This window comes from Nocardia sp. NPDC057668 (assembly GCF_042799795.1).
Classification (GTDB): Bacteria; Actinomycetota; Actinomycetes; order Mycobacteriales; family Mycobacteriaceae; genus Nocardia.
Genome location: NZ_JBHVIC010000002.1, coordinates 620212 through 638812 on the forward strand (window position 1 = coordinate 620212; position 18601 = coordinate 638812).

Here is an 18601-nt window from a genome sequence, read left to right on the forward strand (position 1 = left end):
GCGCGCTTCCCTCCGAGAGTTCTGGCCATCGGCAATCCAACTACGTCACCGGTGCGGACGCGAGCGAAGCCTGCCGCCGGCGCGCCGCCGTATGCGTTCACGCCGTCAATCCGGTTGCACCGCCCGGGTTTTCACCGTCGGAACCGAACAACCCGTCCTGCGTGCCGGACGATCCGGCGTCCGGCGCGCCCGGCTCGACGGCCGCGCCGGCGTCCACCGCGACTCCGCCGCCCGGCCGCCGGGTCTGATCCTTCTCCCGCACCGCCGCCGCCAGTGCCCGCTCCAGCCACGTCATCTCCCCCGCGCTCGGCGCACCGCGCACGTCCGAGAGAAAACTCTGCGCGATCTCGGTGTCGCGCCGCCCGTGCACCCGCTCCCGGTATCGCAACTCCGAGTTACCTTCGGGCCGAACCCATTCCACGTGCACCGCGTGCGGAAACCGCTCCCGCAGCCGGCGCAGCGCGTCCACCGGCCGCACCTCGTCGACGAGCGTCGCCGACACGTAATCCTCGGTCGCCGCGGCATGCGCGGCGCCGGTGAGCAATTCGTCCAGCGTGCCGCGCAGTTGGCTGAGCCCGCGCACCACCGGCAGTTCGCGCCGCGTCACCGCGGACAACCCCGCACCGTCCAGGTCCACCAGCCACACCGCCTTGCGATGGGATCGCTCCCCGAACGAATACGGCAGCGGCGAGCCCGAATACCGCACCGACTCCGAGAGCGTCTGCGGCGAATGCAGATGCCCCAGCGCCACGTAGTCCAGCTCCGCGAACGCCGACAGCGGCACCGTCTCCACCCCGCCCACCGAGATCGAGCGCTCGGACCCGGTGGCCTCCCCGCCCACCACGAACGCGTGCGCCAGCACCACCGACCGCACCGCGCCGCGCCCGGCGAGATCGTCACGGATCAGTCGCACCGCCGCGTCCAGGATCTCCGCGTGCGAACGGGCCTGCGGCACGCCCAGTTCCACCCGGGTGATCTCCGGCTCCAAATACGGAATGCCGTAGAAAGCCACCTCTCCGTGTGAATCAGACAGCATTACGGGCCGCGCCACATCGGCGATCGCACAGCGCAGATGCAAACCCCCCGCGGCCGCGAAACTCCCCAGCGCACCGAGCCGGGTGGGCGAATCGTGATTGCCGGACGTCGCGACGATCGTCGCCCCCGCCGCGCGAATGGCCTCGAATCCCCGATTGCACACCGCGATCGCGTCCGCGCTCGGAATGGACCGGTCGTACACGTCCCCGGGCAGCACGACCACATCCACGCCCTCGGCCGCCACCAATTCCGCGATGGCCGCGAGCGAACTCTCCTGATCGCCGAGCAGATCGACGCCGTGGAAGGTGCGCCCGATATGCCAGTCGGAGGTGTGCAGGATGCGCATGCCGCAGAACCGTAGGCGATACGACCGACAGAGACGGCCATACCCTCGTCCCCCGTCGGAATTGCGCGCATGCATTGCCCTTTTCGCCCGCATCGCCACCGTTTGCCACACCGAACCGGATCGCACCGTCGCGCCTGTTCACAGCCGCTGCACCTGCCCGAATCGACCGTATTAGACCGATTTCTCGGTACGCCGCGCGGTTGCCGCCTTCGCAATTTTGTCGGTGGCGTACGGCACTATCGGCACCCATGACCGCACCGATGCTGTTCGCGCTGCTGTTGGTGTTCATCGCGGGGCTGGCCGTGGGCTGGCTCGGGCATTCCGCGCGCGCGGGTCAGCGCGCGGCGGTGGCCGAGGCCCGGCTCTCGGCCATGCACGACAACGAACGGCTGCTGCGGCACTCGCTCGGCGCGGCCAGCGAGGACGCGGCCCGGCGGCAATCCCATGCCATCGGCACGCTCGTCGAGCCGCTGCGCGAGGCGGTCGGCACCCTCAACCGGCACATCCAGGAGGTCGAGCACAACCGCATCAACGCCTATTCCGGTCTGCGCGAACAGGTTGCGGGCATGCAGCGCATGTCGCACCAACTCTCCACGCAGACCGGGCAATTGGTGGCCGCCCTGCGCGCACCGCAGGTGCGCGGGCGCTGGGGCGAGATCCAGCTGGAGCGGGTGGTGGAGCTGGCCGGCATGACCAGGCACTGCGATTTCGACACCCAGGTCACCCGCCGCGCGGGCAGCTCGGGCGCGACCGAGGGCGTGATCCGCCCCGACATGGTGGTGCGCCTGGCGGGCGAGCGCCACATCGTGGTCGACGCGAAGGTGCCCTGCACCGCGTATCTCGAGGCCGCCGCGACCGAGGAGCCGCGCGAGCGCGACGCCCATCTGGCCCGGCACGCCAAGCACCTGCGCAACCACGTGGACCAGCTGGCCGCCAAGGAGTACTGGGCGGCCTTCGACCCGTCACCCGAATTCGTGGTGCTGTTCGTGCCCGGCGACCCTTTCCTGGACGCCGCCCTCGGCGCGGACCCCGGCCTGCTGGAGTACGCCTTCACCCGCAACGTGGTGCTCGCGACCCCGACCACCCTCATGGCCCTGCTGCGCACGGTCGCGCTGGGCTGGCGACAGGAGGCCATGACCGCGGACATGGCGGTGATCCAGCAGCTCGGCCGCGAGCTCTACGGCCGCCTCGGCACCACCGGCCGCCACCTCGATCGGCTCGGCGCGCAATTGGGCAAAGCGGTCGATTCCTTCAATCACACCGTCGCGTCGGTGGAGACCAGGGTGATGGTCACCGCACGCAAATTGCACGACCTGGAAATCGCGGAGGCCCCCGTTCCCGATATCGGGCGGGTGGAATCCTGGCCGCAGGCGGTCGGATTCGCGGAAAACGACTAACCGGACGGGTTCCTTTTCACACGCTGTTCCTCGAGTACGCGTGATGTCGGCTCCCTCGCGCGGTCCCCGCATGCCTTAGTGTGCTTGACGTGGCAGTTACCCAAAGCGAGCGAGCCGAGGTCCCCTCGTCGCACCGTTCGATCGTGCCGACGGTTCCCGGAGTGCCGGCGGGAGCGGCGGTGCTCATTGCGGTGACCTGTACCTTCATCGGATTCTTCATCGATTCGGGCGGTTCGGAGCTCACCGGCACCTTCGCCACGCTGTACGTTCTCGGCTGCCTGCTGGCCGTGGCCGCGGTCCGCTATCGCGGCCTGTTCACCACCATGGTGCTGCCGCCGCTGCTGCTGTTCCTCTCGGTGCCGCTGGCCTATCAACTCATGATCGGCAACTCCGGCGGCGGCAGCGGCAGCAGCCGCAGCAAAGTCGGCGAGATGCTGCTCAATCTGGCCATCCCCCTGGTGAACCGCTTCCCCACGATGGCGCTGGCCACCGTGCTCGTGCTCATCGTGGGCGCGATCCGGGTGGCGCTGCACCGCCGCGAACTCGACGGCACCGCGCTCAGCGCACTGCGCAGGCCGCAGCCCCGGACCCCCCGCCCGACGACCGCCGGACCGCGCACCCCGCGGACACCGCGCACCCGCCCGGCGGCGGACGCCAAGGATCCCAAGGACGCGACCACCCGGCGCCGCGGCCGCGCGGCCGACAAGGCCGAGTCCACCGAGACACCGGCCGCCGGGACCGCCCGCCGCCGCCCCGCGGGCCGCGTCGCCGAGCGCCCGCCCCGCGTCGGCGGCGACGCCCGCCAGCCCGCACCCGGACAGGGCGCCGCGCGCCCGGCTCCGGGCGAACGCAAACGCCCCTCGGCGGGCGAGCGCAAACCCGCGGCGGACCGCAAGCCCGCCGGGGAGCGCAAGCCGCGCCCGGCCACCGGGGACCGTGTCCCGCCCGCGACCGACCGTGCCGCCGCGCCGGACCGCACCGGCGCCCAGCCCCGCCGCCGCGCCCAGCCCGGCGGCGAGGTGCCCCCGCACCCGCGCCCGAATGTGCGCTACCGCGAACGCGATTCCGGCCGCATCGAGCGCTGAACGCGGCCGCGTCACACCCCCGCACAACGACGATCCCCGCACCCGCCGCGAATACGCGCAGCGGATACGGGGATTCGTTGTTTTCGAAGCGAGTACGAGCTAGCCGCGCGCGGGGCGCAGCTCGCGCGGCAGCGAGAACACCAGCGTCTCGTTGGCGGTGGTCACCGACTGCACCTCGCCGTAACCGTTGGCGGCCAGCAGTTCCAGCACGCCCTCGACCAGGATCTCGGGCACCGACGCGCCGGAGGTGACGCCGACCGTCCGCACGCCCTCGAACCAGGCCGTGTCGACCTCGCGCGCGTAGTCGACCAGGTACGAGGCCTTCGCGCCCGCGTTCAGCGCGACCTCGACCAGCCGGACCGAGTTCGAGGAGTTGCGCGAACCGACCACGATCACCAGATCGCACGCGGGGGCCATGGCCTTGACCGCGGTCTGCCGGTTCGAGGTGGCGTAGCAGATGTCGTCGCTGGGCGGATCCTGCAGATTGGGGAAGCGGGCGCGCAGGCGGTGCACCGTCTCCATGGTCTCGTCCACCGACAGCGTGGTCTGCGAGAGCCAGATCACCTTGTTCTCGTCGCGCACGGTGACCCGGTCCACCGACTCCGGGCCGTCGACGAGCTGCACGTGATCGGGGGCCTCACCCGCGGTGCCCTCGACCTCCTCGTGGCCCTCGTGCCCGATGAGCAGGATGTCGAAATCCTCGCGCGCGAAGCGCTTGGCCTCCTGATGGACCTTGGTCACCAGCGGGCAGGTGGCATCGATGGTGTGCAGATCGCGTTCGGCGGCGGATTCGTGCACGGCCGGGGAGACACCGTGCGCGGAGAAGACCACGACCGCGCCGGTGGGCACCTCGTCGGTCTCGTCGACGAAGATCACACCGCGCTCCCGCAGGGTTTCCACCACGTGGCGGTTGTGCACGATCTCCTTGCGCACGTAGAGCGGGGCGCCGTGCTTTTCGAGCGCCTTCTCCACCGTGACCACCGCCCGGTCCACACCGGCGCAGTACCCGCGCGGTTCGGCGAGCAGTACGCGTTTCGGCGCATCGGGCGCAGCCGTCGCGGACCGCACGATTCCGACGTTCAAAGGGATAGCCGAGGACATGCCCCAAAGGATACTGGCCCTCGGCATCGGCCGTGCTCCCGCTCGGGATTCACCACCGCGCGACACGCGGGCGCGCCGCAGCTGGGCGACCTCAGGTGAATAACAGCGAAAAATTGACGACAGAATCACTTTCTGTGACTTCTCACCTTTGCATCACAGGACGTTTCGGGCAGGCTAGGGGCATGTTCCGACCTCCGTTCTTGGCCCGGGTCGCCGCCGGGGCCGCTGTCTATGCCCTCGAGGAAACTCGCCGGCTACCTGCCAACGCGATCAATTTCCCGATCACCGCGATCAGTCAGCTGCTGCAGACCACCATGCATTTCCAGCAGTTCGTGACCAGTCTCGCGCTCAAGGGCGACGCCGTCTTCGATCGCTTGATCCAGCCGGAGGAACAGCCCGCATGGGCCACCTTCGACGAGGACGAGCCGTTCGGGCAAGCGCCGAGCGCCGTCGCCGGCACCGCACGCAAGAGCAGCTTCGATCTGTTCAGCCCCGCGGATTCCGCACCCGACACCGGCGCGGAACCGTTTGTGGCCGAAGCGGAATCGGTCGCCGCGGCGGTCGCCGAGCAGCCGAAGCCCGTCGAATCGCCCGCCCCCGCAACGGTTTCCACGGCCGCCAGCAATGGCCGCAACGGCAGCGTCGCGGTGGCCGAGCCCGAGGTGATCGCGCCCGAGGCGCCGGCCGAGCCCGAAGCCCCCGCCGAACCCGAAGCCCCCGCCGAACCCGAAGCCGCCGCCGAACCCGAAGCCCCCGCCGTAGTCGCCGAGCCCGAGGTGGCCACCCGGTACGACTACGCGAACATCTCCCTGGCGCAGCTGCGCGCCCGGCTGCGTCAGCTCACCGTCGAGGACCTGACCGCGCTGCTCGCCTACGAGCAGCAGACCCGGGCCCGCGCTCCGTTCGTCACCATGCTGACCAATCGGATCGCCACGGTGCAGGCCAAGTAGTCCGAGCTTCCGCGGCGCCGACTGGCCGGGTGGGTACCCCGGACGGTCGGCGCATTTCCTTTTCGTGCCGCCGGTCCCGGCCCTCTCGCGGGTGCGGCCACACGGCGTCGGTGCCAGCTGTCAGAATCACTACGGTGACCACCGACCAGCCCGCGCGGCAGCCCAGCAGCACCGCCGAGAATCCGATGCCGGTGCGCACCATCGCCGTCAAGGTGGCGCAGTGGATCGACAGGCTGGGCGCGGTCTGGGTCGAGGGCCAGATCACCCAGATCAATCTGCGGCCCGGCACCCGCACCGCCTTCCTGGTGCTGCGCGACACCGCCGCCGACATGTCGCTCTCGGTCACCTGCGACCCGGATCTGCTGCGCAATTCCCCGGTGCCGCTGCAGGAGGGCAGCCGGGTCGTGGTCTACGGCAAGCTCTCGTTCTTCACCGGCCGCGGCACGGTCTCCCTGCGGGTCACCGAGATTCGCCCGGTCGGCATCGGCGAGCTGCTCGCGCGCATCGAGCGGCTCAAGGCGCTGCTGGCCGCCGAGGGCCTGTTCGATCCGCGGCTCAAGCGCCCGATTCCCTTCCTGCCCAATCGCATCGGCCTGATCACCGGTCGCGCCAGCGCCGCGGAGAAGGATGTGGTGTCGGTCGCGACCCAGCGCTGGCCCGCCGTGCGCTTCGAGATTCGCAACGCCGCCGTGCAGGGCCCGACCGCGGTGCCGCAGATCCTCGAGGCCCTGGCCGCGCTGGACGCGGATCCGGAGGTCGACGTGATCGTGCTGGCGCGCGGCGGCGGCAGCGTGGAGGATCTGCTCGCCTTCTCCGACGAGACGCTGTGCCGCGCAATCGTTTCCGCCACCACCCCGATCGTCAGCGCCATCGGCCACGAACCCGACAATCCACTCAGCGACTATGTGGCCGATCTACGCGCGGCCACGCCGACCGACGCCGCCAAGCGGATCGTCCCCGACGCCGCCGCCGAAGCCGCGCTGCTGCGCGAACTGCAGGCCCGCGCCAACGCCGCGCTGCGCGGCTGGGTGGATCGCGAGGCGCGCGGCATCGCCCAATTGCGTTCGCGCCCCGTGCTCGCCGAGCCGCTGCGCCTGCTCGATCAGCGCTACGACGAGGCCGAACGGCTGCGCACCGCCGCCCGCCGCGCCGTCAACCACGCCCTGACCGCCGAATCCACCACGACGCGGCATCTGCGTGAGAAGCTCTCCGCGCTCGGCCCGGCCGCCACCCTGGCCCGCGGCTACGCGGTGGTGCAGAAGGTGACGGGCAAGGATCGCGAAGTGGTCCGCTCCATCGAGGACGCCCCGCCCGGCAGCCAACTCCGGATTCGAGTGGCCGACGGCGCGCTCACCGCCGCCACGCTCGCCGCCCAACCACTCGGCCCCCGAAAGGATTCCACCGCCTCATGAACGACACCGACCTCACCGAGATCGCAGGCTTCGGCTACGAGCGCGCCCGCGACGAACTGGTCAACGTGGTGAAGATGCTCGAACAGGGCGGCATGGATCTCGACGAGTCCCTGAACCTGTGGGAGCGCGGCGAGGCGCTGGCCAACCGCTGCGAGGAGCACCTGGCGGGCGCGCGCAAACGCGTCGAGGACGCGCTGGCCCACCGCACCGATCAGGGCTGAGCGACGGCCCTGTTGGGCTGCCACGCGGATCGGTGGGAACGCGGATCGACCGGACCGTGCGGCTTGAGTCAGGTCGTGCGGCTCGATCAGGCCGCAGCCACAGTTGGCTGCGGGCTCACTCGGTCCTCGGGTTCACGAGGACACACCGGCACACCGCACCAATCAGGGATGCGCAACGGGCCCGTATCGGGCTGCGGCGTGGATGGGTCGGCCCACGGGTCGATCGGACCGTGCGGCGGAGTCAGGTCGTGCGGCTCAGTCGGGCCGCGGGGGTCGGCTCGGCTCAGCGTGCGGGCAGGGGCTGCGCCGCGCCGACCGCGGTCGCGAGGGTGACGAACGCGCCGCGATTGCCCGCGCCCTTGACGAGAATTCGCACGGCGCCCAGGTCCGTGATCCACGCGGGCTCGGTGCCGGGCTCGGCGTAGACGACCCACTTGCGATCGCCGATCTGCTCGGTGCCCGTCGCATAGCGGGTACCGACCACGTCTTTGGCGAGCGCTTCCTCGGTCGCGACGGACTGGGTCAGGCGCATGTAGCTGCCCTGCGGGGTGATGTAGCCGACCGTGCTGGTCGCCGCACCCGCGATGGGGTCGTGGCCGCCGGAGTTGGGCGTCCAGTCCGCGGGCAGCGCGGGCTCGCGAATCGGGAAGCCCAGTTTGCGCGCGTCCTCGGTCAGCGAGGCGTGTGCGTCGAACTTCGGGATCTGGCCCTGGGTCGGCCCGCCCGTGGTGAAGGTGCACTGACTGGCGATGCCCGCGATGACCAGACAGATCAGCACCAGGGGCAGCAGCGACCAGATGAGGTCTTTCCAGTCGTTGAGGATCCGGGGCTTCGTGTTCGGCACAGGCCCAGTATCCACGCCGGGGCGATGCGACCCGCCTCACAGTCCACCCGGCGTGCGAGAGTTCCGTATGCGTTCGTGACCGGCGCGGAAGTGAAACGTCAGTACTTGTTTAGAGCCACGAAGCGCAATGAGACAATTCACCCAGTAGTTAGGCGAACCTAGGAGGCACCGTAATGACGGCACCCACACCCGCACCGAGCCGCCGCGAGGCCCCGGACCGCAACCTCGCACTCGAGCTGGTCCGGGTCACCGAAGCCGGAGCGCTGGCCGCGGGTCGCTGGGTCGGCCGCGGTGACAAGGAGGGCGGCGACGGCGCCGCGGTCGACGCCATGCGGCAGCTGGTGTCGACGGTGTCCATGAAGGGCATCGTGGTGATCGGCGAGGGCGAGAAGGACGAAGCGCCCATGCTGTACAACGGCGAGAACGTCGGCAACGGCGAGGGCGCGGACCTGGACTTCGCGGTCGATCCCATCGACGGCACCACCCTGATGTCCAAGGGCCTGCCGGGCGCGATCTCCGTGCTCGCGGTCGCCGAGCGCGGCGCCATGTTCGACCCGTCGGCCGTGTTCTACATGGACAAGATCGCCGTCGGTCCCGAGGGCGCGGACGTCATCGACCTGTCCGCCTCGATCGCTGAGAACCTGCGCCGGGTCGCGAAGGCCAAGCGCTCCTTCATCTCCGACCTGACCGTGTGCGTGCTCGACCGCCCGCGCCACGCCAAGCACATCCAGGAGGTCCGCGACGCGGGCGCGCGCATCCGCCTCATCTCCGACGGTGACGTGGCCGGCGCGATCGCGACCGCGCGCCCGGACTCCGGCGTGGACATGCTGATCGGCGTCGGCGGCACCCCCGAGGGCATCATCGCCGCGGCGGCCATGCGCTGCATGGGCGGCGCGCTGCAGGGCAAGCTCGCCCCGAAGGACGACGAGGAGCGCCAGAAGGCGATCGACGCGGGCCACGACCTGGACCGCATCCTGTCGACCGAGGACCTGGTGTCCGGCGACGACGTCTTCTTCTGCGCGACCGGCGTGACCGACGGCGACCTGCTGCGCGGCGTGCGCTACTTCGGCGGCGGCGCGTCCACCCAGTCGATCGTGATGCGCGCCAAGTCCGGCACCGTCCGGATGGTCGATGCCTACCACCGCCTCACCAAGCTGCGCGAGTACTCCTCGGTCGACTTCGTCGGCGACGAGCACGCGGCCCCGCCGATGCCCTGAGCACCCTGCACCCGCAGGTAGCACCACCGCCACGGCGTACCGGCTTGCCCCGGTACGCCGTTCGCGTTTCCGGACCGTATTCCGCCGCCGGGTGTGCTCATTGCCTCAGGCGTGGCAACCCACTCGGCACCGGTCCGGGCCTATGGTCGAAAACATGACCGAGGAAACCCAGTTCCGGATCGAGCACGACACCATGGGGGAAGTTCGCGTCCCCGTCCACGCCCTGTGGCGTGCGCAAACCCAACGGGCGGTGGAGAACTTCCCGATCAGCGGGGGCGGGCTGGAGCGGGCGCAGATCCGGGCGTTGGGTCTGCTCAAGGCCGCGTGCGCCACCGTGAACCGGGACCTGGGACTGCTGGACAAGGTCAAGGCCGACGCGATCATCGCGGCCGCCACCGAGATCGCCGAGGGCAAGCACGACGACCAGTTCCCCATCGACGTCTTCCAGACCGGTTCGGGCACCAGCTCGAACATGAACGCCAACGAGGTGATCGCGAGCATCGCCGCGCGCGAGGGCGTCACCGTGCACCCCAACGACGACGTCAACATGTCGCAGTCCTCGAACGACACCTTCCCCACCGCAACGCATGTCGCGGCCACCGAGGGCGTGGTCAAGGACCTCGTACCGGCGCTGGAGCACCTGCGGCTCGCGCTGCTGGACAAGTCGGTCGAGTGGGCCGGGGTGGTCAAGTCCGGTCGCACGCACCTGATGGACGCGGTGCCGATCACCCTCGGGCAGGAGTTCAGCGGCTACACCCGGCAGATGAGCGCGGGCATCGAACGCCTGCTGACCACGCTGCCGCGGCTGGGCGAATTGGCGATCGGCGGAACGGCGGTCGGCACCGGTCTCAACGCGCCCGACGGCTTCGGCGGCCGGGTCGTGGTGGAACTCAAGCGATCCACCGGACTCGACGCGCTGTCCGAGGCGCGCGATCACTTCGAGGCGCAGGCCGCGCGCGACGGCCTGGTCGAGCTGTCCGGCGCGCTGCGCACCGTCGCCATCAGCCTGACCAAGATCGCCAACGACATTCGCTGGATGGGGTCGGGTCCGCTCACCGGTCTCGCCGAGTTGCAGCTGCCCGATCTCCAGCCCGGTTCCTCGATCATGCCCGGCAAGGTGAATCCGGTTCTGCCCGAAGCGGTTACGCAGGTCGCCGCACAGGTCATCGGCAATGACGCGGCGATCGCCTGGGGCGGCGGCAACGGCGCGTTCGAGTTGAACGTCTACATTCCGGTGATGGCCCGCAATGTGCTGGAGTCGATTCGGCTGCTGGCCAATGTCTCTCGCCTGTTCGCGGACCGGTGCGTGATCGGCCTGGTCGCCGAAACCGAACGCCTGCGCCGGCTGGCGGAATCCTCGCCGTCCATTGTCACGCCATTGAATTCGATCATCGGCTATGAAGAAGCCGCGGCCGTGGCGAAGCAGGCGGTGAAGGAACACAAGACCATTCGCCAGACGGTCATCGATCGCGGCCTCATCGGCGACAAACTCAGCCTAGAGGAACTCGACCGGCGACTGGATGTCCTGTCCATGGCGAAGGTCGATCAGAAGCGAGATTGACCGATATCCCGGGCCTGAGCGGGCAATTCTGAAGCTGCACCGAAATTGCCCGCCACATTCGGCGACCAGTAATAAGTCCGCGACCCGGCCGGATACTCGGTTCTCCCTCTTGTGCAACACGTTCCACACCTGGCAGACACCGATTCTTTCCAACATTCCACCGGTCAGCGAGCCTTTTTCTTTTTCTGGAAACTCCGTGAAACACATCGCGCACAGCCGCCGATTAGCTGAGTGTCCACATCGTGCGGTTGCCCCAGGAAAGGACAAGACAATGCTCGAAGCAGTACTCGGAGGACTTGTCAATCTCGTCGGCCTCAGCGCCACTACACTTCTGGCCGCACTCGGCATCGTCATCTGAAATCGGCGGGCATGGATATGGGGACGCAAGTCCCCATATCCATGCCCGCGTGCGGGAATCCCCCGCACACCGTCATCACACGCCCACGATCTCGGGATAGTTCCGCAGTTCGATGTCGTTCTTCGACCGCTCGGTCATCTTGATCATCAGATCGAACAGGCGAGACCCCAGGAACCAATTCCGGACGCGCAGCCCCGGTGCGGTTCGCGGCGCCAGGAACCTGCCGGGATGCGCGGTGTCGGCCAGCTTGCAGTAGCGCTTCATCATCTCCTCGTACCGTGCGAAGGCCACGGCGTAATCACCACCGGCGGTGGCCAATTCACCGGCCAGCACGTACGCGCCGACGACCGCCAGCCCGGTGCCGAAGCCCGCGAGGGTGTTCCCGTAGCCCGCGTCGCCGAGCAGCGCGACGCGCCCCTTGACGAAGGTCTTCATGGTCACCTTGCTGATCGAGTCGAGGTAGAAGCCTTCCAGCTCCGGCAGGCCGGCCAGCATGGCCGGCACCTCCCAGCTCACATCGGCGAACTTCTCGGCCACGATGCGACGCTGGGCGTCGAGGTCGCCGCGGTCGTACTCGAGTCTCGGCGACGCGAACAGATACATCTGCCCGGCCTTGGAACCGCCGGACACGGCCAGCCGCCCGGGCACGTTGTGCGCGTACGAGACTGCGCGTTCGCGAGCGTTCGCGCCGTCCGATTCCCAGTGCGAGGCGCCGGCGATGCAGTAGTAGTAGCCGCGATGTTGCACGAAGTCCGCTTCGGGACCGAAGGCGAGCGCGCGCACCCGGGAGTGAATGCCGTCGCAGCCGAAGACCAGATCGAAGGTGCGGGCGGGCGCGTGCGCGAATTCCACGTGGACGCCATCGGCGGTCTCGATCATCGCGGTGACGGTGTCGCCGAACAGGTATCGACACTCTGCCGCGGTGCGCTTGTACATGACCTCGGCCAGGTCGCCGCGCAGGATCTCGAGGTCGCCGCCGGTGAAGTCGCCGGAGATGCGCGCGGTCTCTCCGCCCTCGGCATCGACGATCACCATGTCGGTCTTGCCGGTCTGCCGGGCGCGCAGGTCGTCCAGGATGCCCATGCGCTCGAGCACGGTCATGTGCGTGTGGCCGGTGAAGTCGATGGCCTGGCCGCCGGCACGTAGCGCGGGTGCCAGCTCGACGACGGTGACGTCGAAGCCGTAGCGGTGCAGCCAGTAGGCGAGCGCGGGACCCGCGACGCTGGCGCCGGAGATGAGGACGGTGGTGTTTCGCATGATGGTGAACCTTCTTCGTTAATTGTGTCCAGCGGACGCTATTTCTGAAATCAGCGTATGCTGGACGCAGTTAGACGTCAAGCGCTGAATCCGGAAGGATGTCGACCATGGCCGGACCAACCACCACCGAACTGCTCTGGGGCGTACCGCAGCCGCCCAGGCGCGGACCGAAACCCTCGCTCACGCTGGAGCGGATCGTGGCCGAGGCGATCGCCCTGGCCGACACCGAGGGTCCGGCCAATCTCGCCATGGCCCGGCTGGCCGAACGCCTGGGCTGCGCGAAGATGGCGCTGTACCGCTACGTGCCCGGTAAGAGCGAGCTCACCGCGCTCATGCTGGACGCCGCGCTCGGGCCCGCACCCGAACCGGTGACCCTGGACGCGACGGCGGCCGAACCGTGGCGCGCCTACCTGACCTCGTGGACCGAGACGGCGTTCGAGCGCTACCGCGCCCACCCGTGGGCCCTGGAGCTCACCCCCGGGGTGCGGCCCATGGGACCCAACGAAATGAGCTGGCTGGAAACGGCTCTCACCGCGCTGGCCGGCACCGCGCTCACCGGGCCCGAACGCCTCGACAGCGTCGTGCTGCTGCTGGGCCACGTGCGCAGCCTGGTCCAGCAGGTGGGCACCGGCATCGACGACGACAACCTGGAAGCCGAGCTGGCCCGCGAGATCGGCCCGATCCTGGCCGCACACGCCGACCGCTATCCGCACACCGTCGCGGCCTTCACCGAACAGTCCGGCCGCGGGCCCGGCGAGCCGGACGCCGCCCGGAACAACGCCCTGCACTTCGGCGTCGACCGCATCCTCGACGGGCTCTCGGCGTATATCGCCGCCGCGCGCTAGCCGCGCCGATCCCGTGGTCATCGGGCGCCGCGCGAGGGCATGCCCGTCACGCGGCGGGGGGCGAACCCCGACCCGAATCGGCGTCCGATCTCGCCAGGCGGCGCACGCAGGCATCCCCGGCACACGCGCCCACCGGATCACGCGCAACCCAGACGCCCCCGGCCGTCACGCGGGGTAGGCCGAGCCGAGTCGGCTTCCGATCTCGCCAGGCGGCACGCGCGGGCATCCCCGGCACACGCGCCCACCGGATCACGCGCAGCCCGTGTGCCCGCCCCGGTCGTCACGCGGGGTAGGCCGAGCCGAGTCGGCGTCCGATCGAGCGAACGGGCGACACACCGCTCACGTTCCGACGCCCGCCGGGGGTGCGAAGTCGAGCCCGTGCGGCGCAAACCCTGGGCGCGCAGGGGAAATCCACTTAGGCTCGATACATGTCCGACCTACCGGAATTGCAACAGGAAGCGGTCACCACGGTGCGGGAGTTCTTCGCCGCGCTGGAGGTGAAGGCGATCGGCGAGGCGCTCGAGCTGGTCGATCCCGCCATCGTCTGGAAGAACACCTCGCTACCGGACGTGCGCGGCATCGACCGGGTCCGCTGGGTCTTCGACCGGCTCGCCAACCCCCGCTACGGTTTTCGCGTCGATGTGCACAACATCGCCGCCGACGGCCCGAACCTGGTTCTGACCGAGCGCACCGACTACCTGCGCTTCGGCCCCGTCGAAATCGGGTTCTGGGTGTGCGGCACCTTCGAGCTGCGCGACGGCCGCATCGCCCTGTGGCACGACCACTTCTCCTGGGAGAACCTGCTACGCGGCACGGTCACCGGCATCGTCCGCGCGGTCCTCCCCCGCTGATCGGAAAGCCCGAGTCCCTTCGGGCTCAACCTTTCGGTCCGGCGCCCGGCCTTCCGTCCGGCACCCGGCCATAACGGCCCTCCCGCCGTGCTCGAACCGCCGTGCTCGCCACTCGAGGCGCGGCCACCAGGCAGCCCGTCCGCGCGGATGCGGCCCGCCCGCCGGGCGTGGGATATTCGTCAGGCGTGGGATATTCGTCAGGCGTGGGATATTCGTCAGGGGGATATTCGCCAGGCGTGGCTGTTCGCCGACCGTCGGATATCCGCCGCGCGTGACCTGCCGGTCCGGCAAACGCGACGACCCGTCCGCGGTGATGAAGCTGCCGGGGCAGGTCGGTACAGCACGGATCAGGGGCGCAGGTGGTCCAGCTCGGCGCGGGCCTTCTCACCCTGCTCGCCACTCGAGGCTCGTCCACCAGGCGAGCCGTTCACGCGGGCGCGGGCCGTCCACGCGGATGCGGCCCGCCCGCCGGGCATGGGTTGTTCGCCGGGTGTGGGTCGTTCGCCGGGCATGGCCCACCTGTCCCGCAAACGCGACGACCCGCCCGCGGCGATGAAACTGCCGGGGCGGGTCGGTACGGCGCGGATCAGGGGCGCAGGTGGTCCAGCTCGGCGCGGGCCTTCTCGCCCTGCTCGCTGAAGTCGGTGCGGCCGAAGATGTTCCAGCGCTCGAGCAGCGGGGTGAAGACCAGCTCGTTCTGGCGGGCCGGGTCGTAGATGCCCGCCTCGGCCAGCAGATCGTCGCTGTTGGTGCCGTCCTGCAGGTGCACGACGGGCACGTGGAAGTCCGCGACGCGGTCGGCGATGGCCCGCACGGCCTGATCCGGCGCCTGATCCAGGGCGGCCGAGACCAGGTTGGCGAAGAAGATGGCGTGCAGTTCGTCGTCGGCGGCCAGGCGCTCGGCGATGGTGACCACGATCGGATCCTCCGACAGCGCGGCGGTGTTGCGGTGCCGTACGGCGGCCGCGGCTTCCTCGAAGGCGGAGGCGGCGAGCACGTCGATCAGGTGCATGCCGGGCCGGGAGAAGCCGAGCGTCATGTGCTCCATGCGCACGCGCTCGAGGGCGATCGGATCCACCGCACGGGTCACCATGAGGTAGTTCCGGATCATGATCTCGTGCCGGTTCTCCTCGGCCGTCCAGCGGCCGACCCAGCGCCACCACGGGCCGGTGCGCAGGTACTTGGCCAGCTCGCGGTGGTACGCGGGCAGGTTGTCGGCGACCAGCACGGCCACGGTCAGCGCCAGCTTGGAGACCTCGCTGAGCTCGGATTGCGCGGGCTCCCAGTCGGTTCCGCCGAGGAACTCGAAGTTGCGGCCGTCGTCCCACGGCACGTAGTCGTGGGGCTGCCATTCCGCCGCGACGGCCACGTGGCGCACGAGGTTGGCTTCCACCTCCGGCGCCAGCGATTCCAGCAGTTCGCGGTCGAGGAATTCGTTCTGCACGAGCACAACCTAGCGGCTGCGCCGCGAGCGCGGGCATCTTCCCCCCGCATTCGCAACGGCTATGGCCCGGCATGTCGAGCGGCTATAGCCGATCGGGCGTGATAGTCGCCCTCCCCACACTTTCGCCCGCGTCGCCCCGCGGCCCGCCACACGATGCTCGGTGACCAGCCGGACAGGCGCTACGCGGCCCGGCCGCACCGCGCCGCCCGCAGCGCGGGCAGCACATGCGGCCGGGCGACTCGGGTCCGGAACCGCGGGGCCCCGGACCCGCCCCGGCTACTTCTCCGTAATGGTGATGTTGCCGTCCACCCAGCTGATGCTGCCGTCCTCGAACTCGCTCTGCTTGCCACCCGGAACGGTCGTCTCGTCGCTCGTCGGGTAGCCGAGTTCGCCACCGGGGCCGCCCTGGCCGTCCCACGCCTTGCGAATCTCGCCCCACACCACGTGCGTTCCGGTCTCCGGGCTGGAATAGATGGCTCCGCCCTCGAATTCCTGCATCTTCCCGCCGCCGGGCGCTTCGCGCTCGGGACCGCTGGGATCGCCGAGCGGTCCCGCCGAGCCGCCCATTTCGGTGTACTTGGCGAGAAACGCGCCGGCGACGGCGATTTCGCCGCCGTTGCGCGTGGCGATCTTGGTTTCCATGGCTCCGCCGGTCACGGAGGTCTCCGGCGCGGCGGTCGTCTCCGGGGCCGCGGTCGCGCTGCCGGAGTGGTCCTCGTGCTCACCGGTGGTGGCCATGGCACTGGTGGCGGTCGCGCCGTCGGACTTGAAGTCCTTGTCGTCCTTGTCCTTCGAGCAGCCCGCGACCATCACCGTGATCAGCGCGACCGCCGCCACGATGCTTGCCGAACGTCGAGCGAAGTGGTGCATATCCATCCTCTCGGTCTTCAGGACGAAGCCCGGCAACCGTTCAGCACACCACCACTCCACGCCGAATCAACAGCCGAGCAGGTATTTCAGTGAAACATACCCTGCGGACTGTGAAACAAAACACATACTACGAATTTGCCCGGCCGGGCGGCGTTCCGAGCACGCCACCCGACCGGGCAAGGTCTGTCGAACCGGCTCCGCGGAACCGGCTACGGCCTATCGCGCCTTCACGCGTTCGGCCCGAACTCCTCCAGCATCTCGGTGACCAGCGCCGCGATCGGCGAGCGCTCACTGCGGGTCAGGGTGATGTGCGCGAAGAGCGGATGCCCCTTGAGCTTCTCGATCACCGCGGCCACGCCGTCGTGCCGGCCCACGCGCAGATTGTCGCGCTGAGCCACATCGTGGGTGAGCACCACCCGCGACCCGCTGCCCAATCGGCTCAGCACCGTGAGCAGCACATTGCGTTCGAGCGACTGCGCCTCGTCCACGATCACGAAGGAGTCGTGCAGCGACCGCCCGCGAATGTGGGTGAGCGGCAGCACCTCCAGCATGCCGCGCGCCTGTACCTCCTCCATGACCTCCGGGCTGGCGAGCCCTTCCAGGGTGTCGAAGACGGCCTGCGCCCACGGCCCCATCTTCTCGCTCTCGCTGCCGGGCAGGTAGCCCAGATCCTGGCCGCCGACCGCGTACAGCGGCCGGAACACGACCACCTTGCGGTGGGTGCGCCGCTCCAGCACCGCTTCCAGGCCCGCGGTCAGCGCGAGCGCGGATTTACCGGTGCCCGCGCGGCCGCCCATGGACACGATCCCGATGCTCTCGTCCAGCAGCAGGTCCAGCGCGATGCGCTGTTCGGCCGAGCGCCCGTGCAGCCCGAAGGCTTCTCGATCGCCGCGCACCAACTGCACCTTCTTGTCCGGGGTCACCCGGGCCAGGGCGCTGCCGCGTGCGCTGAGGAGCCGAATCCCGGTGTGGCACGGGATGTCCCGGGCCTCGTCCAGATCGATGATGGAGTCGGAGTAGATCTTGTCCACCACCGCGGACCCGACCTCGAGTTCCACCATGCCGGTCCACCCGGAGGTGACCACGTCCTGTGCGTGGTACTCATCGGCCTGCAGGCCGACCGCGCTCGCCTTGACGCGCAGCGGGATGTCCTTGGAGACCAGGACGACCTTGCGCCCCTCGGCCGCGAAATTGAGTGCGCAGGCGAGGATTCGAGAGTCGTTGCTGTCGGTTCTGAAACCCACCGGCAGCACACTGGGGTCGGTATGGTTCAGCTCCACCTGGAGCGTTCCGCCCGCGGAACCGATCGGTATCCGCTGATCGAGCCGACCGTGTGCCAGACGCAGATCGTCCAGCATGCGCAATGCCTCGCGAGCGAACCACCCGAGTTCGTGGTGGTGCCGTTTGCCCTCGAGCTCACTGATCACCACGAGCGGCAGCACCACGTGGTGCTCGCCGAAGCGGGTCAGCGCCCAGGGGTCCGAAAGCAGCACCGATGTATCCACGACAAAGGTTTTCAGTCCTGATTCGGACGACTGCGAGGCGCGAACTCCCTGCCCGGTGGTGCGCGCACCCTCGGCGGAAGTGTTGACGGAGCGTGCATCAGTCACGGTGGGCTCCTTTGCCACCCGCGCGACACCGCGCGAGCGTTCTCGCTGGGCCGGTCGGCCGTTAGGGTCGTAGGACCCGAGGGCCGAGTGCCGGCCCCCTCGCACTGAGTAGCTCAGACACGATCAGGACCTCCCGTACGCGCCACACCTACGCGGCCCGCACCCCCGACGCTACCGCCGAAATCGGTTTCCGGCTG

The 18601-nt window shown here is 69.5% G+C and carries 17 protein-coding genes; 9 read left to right on the forward strand and 8 right to left on the reverse strand.

From position 1 onward, the window contains the following. Positions 1–97: 97 nt before the first annotated feature. Positions 98–1381 (reverse strand): exonuclease SbcCD subunit D, encoded by a 1284-nt coding sequence (locus tag ACFVBH_RS15640; RefSeq protein WP_379002188.1) that lies wholly within the window; start codon positions 1379–1381, stop codon positions 98–100. A 248-nt stretch (positions 1382–1629) separates the two neighbouring features. On the opposite strand from ACFVBH_RS15640, the gene ACFVBH_RS15645 reads away from it, so the two are divergent. Together ACFVBH_RS15645 and ACFVBH_RS15650 are read left to right on the forward strand one after the other, a co-directional pair. Beyond that, a complete protein-coding gene (locus tag ACFVBH_RS15645) occupies positions 1630–2778 on the forward strand; it encodes a DNA recombination protein RmuC (protein ID WP_379002189.1) in 1149 nt (382 codons plus the stop codon). Between the two features lie 89 nt (positions 2779–2867). Next, positions 2868–3863 carry a DUF6542 domain-containing protein gene (locus ACFVBH_RS15650; protein WP_379002190.1) on the forward strand — a complete coding sequence of 332 codons (996 nt, stop codon included), beginning with the start codon at positions 2868–2870 and terminating at the stop codon, positions 3861–3863. Positions 3864–3962: 99 nt separating this feature from the next. Here the strand turns inward: ACFVBH_RS15650 and ACFVBH_RS15655 are convergent, their stop codons facing one another. Next, a complete protein-coding gene (locus ACFVBH_RS15655; protein ID WP_354989152.1) occupies positions 3963–4964 on the reverse strand; it encodes a 4-hydroxy-3-methylbut-2-enyl diphosphate reductase in 1002 nt (333 codons plus the stop codon). Between the two features lie 182 nt (positions 4965–5146). On the opposite strand from ACFVBH_RS15655, the gene ACFVBH_RS15660 reads away from it, so the two are divergent. From ACFVBH_RS15660 to ACFVBH_RS15670, 3 genes are all read left to right on the forward strand, one after another. Next, entirely contained in the window at positions 5147–5914 is a 768-nt protein-coding gene (locus ACFVBH_RS15660; protein ID WP_379002191.1) for a lipid droplet-associated protein, read from the forward strand. Between the two features lie 185 nt (positions 5915–6099). Next, complete coding sequence (gene xseA, locus ACFVBH_RS15665; RefSeq protein ID WP_354989155.1) at positions 6100–7326, forward strand: exodeoxyribonuclease VII large subunit; 1227 nt, start codon at positions 6100–6102, stop codon at positions 7324–7326. Beyond that, positions 7323–7547 (forward strand): exodeoxyribonuclease VII small subunit, encoded by a 225-nt coding sequence (locus ACFVBH_RS15670; protein WP_354989150.1) that lies wholly within the window; start codon positions 7323–7325, stop codon positions 7545–7547. Before xseA ends, ACFVBH_RS15670 begins: the two co-directional genes overlap by 4 nt. Positions 7548–7830: 283 nt before the next feature. Here ACFVBH_RS15670 and ACFVBH_RS15675 read toward each other — a convergent pair whose 3' ends face one another. After that, entirely contained in the window at positions 7831–8391 is a 561-nt protein-coding gene (locus tag ACFVBH_RS15675) for a DUF4245 domain-containing protein (RefSeq protein WP_379002193.1), read from the reverse strand. A gap of 173 nt (positions 8392–8564) precedes the next feature. Here ACFVBH_RS15675 and glpX point away from each other — a divergent pair, with 173 nt between their 5' ends. Continuing rightward, the gene (gene glpX / locus ACFVBH_RS15680) at positions 8565–9608 is read left to right on the forward strand and encodes a class II fructose-bisphosphatase (protein WP_354989148.1); all 1044 of its coding nucleotides are present in this window, start codon (positions 8565–8567) and stop codon (positions 9606–9608) included. 154 nt (positions 9609–9762) lie between these two features. Continuing rightward, positions 9763–11169 (forward strand): class II fumarate hydratase, encoded by a 1407-nt coding sequence (locus ACFVBH_RS15685; protein WP_379002194.1) that lies wholly within the window; start codon positions 9763–9765, stop codon positions 11167–11169. Between the two features lie 433 nt (positions 11170–11602). On the opposite strand, the gene ACFVBH_RS15690 is transcribed toward ACFVBH_RS15685, so the two are convergent. Continuing rightward, the gene (locus tag ACFVBH_RS15690) at positions 11603–12784 is read right to left on the reverse strand and encodes an FAD-dependent monooxygenase (protein ID WP_379002195.1); all 1182 of its coding nucleotides are present in this window, start codon (positions 12782–12784) and stop codon (positions 11603–11605) included. Between the two features lie 107 nt (positions 12785–12891). On the opposite strand from ACFVBH_RS15690, the gene ACFVBH_RS15695 reads away from it, so the two are divergent. Continuing rightward, complete coding sequence (locus ACFVBH_RS15695) at positions 12892–13629, forward strand: TetR/AcrR family transcriptional regulator (RefSeq protein ID WP_379002197.1); 738 nt, start codon at positions 12892–12894, stop codon at positions 13627–13629. A gap of 428 nt (positions 13630–14057) precedes the next feature. Further along, complete coding sequence (locus ACFVBH_RS15700; RefSeq protein ID WP_354989143.1) at positions 14058–14480, forward strand: limonene-1,2-epoxide hydrolase family protein; 423 nt, start codon at positions 14058–14060, stop codon at positions 14478–14480. A gap of 347 nt (positions 14481–14827) precedes the next feature. Here ACFVBH_RS15700 and ACFVBH_RS15705 read toward each other — a convergent pair whose 3' ends face one another. The 4 genes from ACFVBH_RS15705 to ACFVBH_RS15720 all read right to left on the reverse strand — a co-directional run bounded on the left by ACFVBH_RS15705 (position 14828) and on the right by ACFVBH_RS15720 (position 18404). Then, entirely contained in the window at positions 14828–14992 is a 165-nt protein-coding gene (locus ACFVBH_RS15705; RefSeq protein WP_379002198.1) for a hypothetical protein, read from the reverse strand. A 74-nt stretch (positions 14993–15066) separates the two neighbouring features. Then, positions 15067–15924: an acyl-ACP desaturase gene (locus ACFVBH_RS15710; RefSeq protein WP_379002199.1), complete on the reverse strand. Its 858-nt coding sequence runs from the start codon at positions 15922–15924 to the stop codon at positions 15067–15069. A 276-nt stretch (positions 15925–16200) separates the two neighbouring features. Next, on the reverse strand, positions 16201–16794 hold the full coding sequence (locus ACFVBH_RS15715) for an esterase (RefSeq protein WP_354989140.1): 594 nt from the start codon (positions 16792–16794) through the stop codon (positions 16201–16203). 227 nt (positions 16795–17021) lie between these two features. After that, positions 17022–18404 (reverse strand): PhoH family protein, encoded by a 1383-nt coding sequence (locus tag ACFVBH_RS15720; protein WP_354989139.1) that lies wholly within the window; start codon positions 18402–18404, stop codon positions 17022–17024. Between the last annotated feature and the right edge of the window lie 197 nt (positions 18405–18601).